The sequence below is a fragment of the Corynebacterium sp. HMSC036D03 genome (genome assembly GCF_001836185.1).
Lineage (GTDB): Bacteria > Actinomycetota > Actinomycetes > Mycobacteriales > Mycobacteriaceae > Corynebacterium > Corynebacterium simulans.
In genome coordinates this window covers 400,028-402,865 of record NZ_KV827737.1, presented here as the reverse complement: position 1 = coordinate 402,865, position 2,838 = coordinate 400,028, and the positions used below count along the sequence as shown (strand labels likewise).

The window sequence follows — 2,838 nt, the reverse complement described above, 5'->3', positions numbered from 1 at the left end:
ATGGATTCCCACACACAAACCATCAGACACTCTCAAGCGTTGCCCCTTGTAGCGGTCGGATACGTACTTGAAAAACAGCAAGGTGAGCACATAGTCCTTGTAGCGTGCAGGCTCCACACCTCCACGAAGCTTATTAGCTGCTTCCCACAGCAACGAGTAAAGCTCTGTCTTTTTCACTGCCATCCAAAATCCCTCGTAGAAAATAATTTAGTAATCAGTGATGTCTATGCCGGCCTTCATCAACCGCTCATACCGGTCAATCGATATCAACACCGCCATGGGCCTGCCATTCTTCAACACGAAAGCCGCCTCATCTTCCTCGGACAGCTTCGTGATGATCTTCGATGACTGACCACGCAGAAAATCCGACATATTATAAAAATCCATCGTCGTCTTCTCAGGTTCCGCTTCCATTCACGCCTCCCTCACCTAACTGAGCAGGTAGTTAAGTTAGCGACCCTAAAAGTCATTACCATCTTCACTATTCTACGCTAACAAAGAGGACCGTGGAAAGAACAACGCCCCCCTTAGTCGATACCCGCTAACGGAAAACGCAAACCACACCCCCTGAACACCAGCACTCACCTTGAGTGCGGTTAGAGAACCACCTCACAACAGCAAGAAACCGCGCCCTGTAGCGAATGAAATTACTTCAGAATCACGAAACCCCTGCTCAACAAGAGTTCTTGCTCTCACGCCGCACTTATCAAATCCGACGTCTTAGTCTCCATTAAGCCCCAGCTAGAACAGTGTTTCAGCTGGGGTATTTTCCTATCATCACTGACTTCCGGATCGTCCGTGCTATTACCGAGCGTAGGCAGGGAACAGGCTGAGAACGCCGAAGAGATGACTCGGGGCAGAAGTTAGAATGGTTCCTGTGGATAAGGGACAGGAAGAGATTATTGAGCGGCTCCTAGAAAAGAGCAAGGAAGCTTTTGCTCTTGCAGTGGAGCTGTACAACAGGCCAACGTTGAAATACCACGTGGAGACCTGTTCAATTTTTCTCTGCAACGCATGGGAACTAATGCTCAAGGCGTACCTGATCCGAGAGCGGGGAATCGAGTCGATCTATTACTCGGACGAATCTGGAAAGACAATTGCTCTAGCAGACTGTCTCAAGAAGATTTTTACGAATGATAAAGATCCCCTGCGCATCAACATGGCGGAAATCATTCGCTTCCGCAATGTCAATACTCACTTCATCACTGATGAGTATGAGATTTTCATCGGACCGTTCCTGCAAAAGTCTGTCATGAATTATGCAGATAAGCTCCTCGATCTTCATGGTGAATCCGTTAGTGATTTAATACCGGAGAATCACTTGACGTTGGCCGTGCGCCGCGGTGCAATTGACCCTGACGTGATTCGGACGAAGTACGAGCCTCATGTCGCAGAGAAGCTTCTTAAGATGAGGCAGCTAGCCGCCGACGCGGCAGGAACCGGAGAAGGAGGTGCTGCTGCCGTCATCTACGAGACAAACCTGCGCATCGTCAAGAAGGCGAAGGATGCCGACCTTAACGTCTATGTCGACAAAGACGCGGAAGCCGGCGTCACCATCGTTAAAGACATCCGAGATGCTGCTTCCTATTACCCTTACACAGTTGGTAATGCAGTAAAAGAGGTGCGAAACCGGTTAAGGAAGTCGAAAACCACTATTTACTTCCGAGGCGAGGAAAAGTTATTCAACCGGTGGCACTTCAATCTCTTCAATAAGGTATTCCAATTTAGAGAGGATGCCAGGTACGCACACGATCGCAGCACCGCTGGAGAACCCAATTCATCCTGGACATACTCTCAGCGAGCAATCGAGTTTATCGTTGCACAACTCGAAAAAGAGCCAGGGACGTGTATTGATGCTTTGCAGGCCAAGGCGAAAGCAAAGTAAAAACGCCAACCCTCGGAGCAAAGGAATTCTCAGGCCGAAGCCCTACTCCCATTCGGGAACCCAGCTTTATCCTTCTTGGGTTGGCGCTGTACCCGCAAGAATAGTTGGGCGTGAGGCTTTCTACAACACAATTTTTCCCGGTGTGCTCAAAATGGCTTCAAAGCACTAGATAAACACAGCACAAGAATTTCGGGAAGCACCCTCAGTAGTCCAAGCGTCACTAGCCAGCGTCTGTGGCCAAGTGCAGCTTGTTTCTGCTTGCGCCGGTAATAGACTTGGCGGCGCACATGAGCGACGACATCGCCTTCCTCATCGATGATGTCCACGTCGAACCAATGCAAATACTTCTCACCGTTGGCCGTCTTTTCTTCGATGAGCGCGTAAGTCTCCTCGGGGATACGCATATCGGCGGTGACCGTGCCGCGGCCGGGTTTCAGGTACTTAATCTCACCAGCGGCATCCCAGATGCGGTACTCCTTGCCCAGTCGATGCATGGACGCAAGCATGAAGAACGGGTCCGTCATGGCGGAGAGCGTGCCACCGAAGGCAACACCCATGGCGTTCTTGGTCAGCATGTTTGGCCTGTGGCTGACAACGACGCGAGTGCCGTCATCAGCAAATTCTTGGATCTTGATGCCAGCGCCCAAGAAGGGCGGCCAGAATCCCATGAAGCGCTTGAGCTGGCGTGCAGAAAAGCGGGCCATGAGGAAAGCTCCGTATGAGTTGTGGGGGACAGGTGGGCTAAATGGCGCCAACTCTACCGTTACGGGATAGGGGATAGTTTCGGTCCGTAGCGTGCCGTTTGCCATGGTGACATTTGGCTATATCTCCAGATAACTGGCGAAGTAGATGTCGATTTGGGGTAGTTGGTACCGCGAGTCCGCGCAGTTGGTACCGGTGTTCCGTGTATCCGGTACTACAAGGGGTTTTCTTTCATAGTTGATGTTGGCGAC

The 2,838-nt window shown here is 50.9% G+C and carries 4 protein-coding genes; 1 reads left to right on the top strand and 3 read right to left on the bottom strand.

Features of this window, described 5'->3' with window-relative positions; all coding sequences use genetic code 11:
* Together HMPREF2692_RS12655 and HMPREF2692_RS06690 are read right to left on the bottom strand one after the other, a co-directional pair.
* Positions 1-183: type I restriction-modification system subunit M N-terminal domain-containing protein (locus tag HMPREF2692_RS12655; RefSeq protein ID WP_141761309.1), on the bottom strand; the 183-nt coding region annotated here is incomplete at its 3' end.
* Positions 184-207: 24 nt separating this feature from the next.
* Complete coding sequence (locus tag HMPREF2692_RS06690) at positions 208-387, bottom strand: type II toxin-antitoxin system Phd/YefM family antitoxin (protein WP_210400647.1); 180 nt, start codon at positions 385-387, stop codon at positions 208-210.
* 481 nt (positions 388-868) lie between these two features.
* On the opposite strand from HMPREF2692_RS06690, the gene HMPREF2692_RS06685 reads away from it, so the two are divergent.
* Positions 869-1,885, top strand: coding sequence for a DUF3644 domain-containing protein (locus HMPREF2692_RS06685; RefSeq protein ID WP_070433096.1), 1,017 nt, complete (start codon positions 869-871; stop codon positions 1,883-1,885).
* Between the two features lie 146 nt (positions 1,886-2,031).
* Here HMPREF2692_RS06685 and HMPREF2692_RS06680 read toward each other — a convergent pair whose 3' ends face one another.
* On the bottom strand, positions 2,032-2,589 hold the full coding sequence (locus HMPREF2692_RS06680; protein ID WP_232751635.1) for a DUF4442 domain-containing protein: 558 nt from the start codon (positions 2,587-2,589) through the stop codon (positions 2,032-2,034).
* Between the last annotated feature and the right edge of the window lie 249 nt (positions 2,590-2,838).

Bases quoted from the DNA above. Each gene is read 5' to 3' on its own strand.
- HMPREF2692_RS06685 (WP_070433096.1), top strand. From the start codon at position 869: ATGGTTCCTGTGGATAAGGGACAGGAAGAGATTATTGAGCGGCTCCTA.
- HMPREF2692_RS06680 (WP_232751635.1), bottom strand. From the start codon at position 2,589: ATGGCCCGCTTTTCTGCACGCCAGCTCAAGCGCTTCATGGGATTCTGG.
- HMPREF2692_RS06690 (WP_210400647.1), bottom strand. From the start codon at position 387: ATGGATTTTTATAATATGTCGGATTTTCTGCGTGGTCAGTCATCGAAG.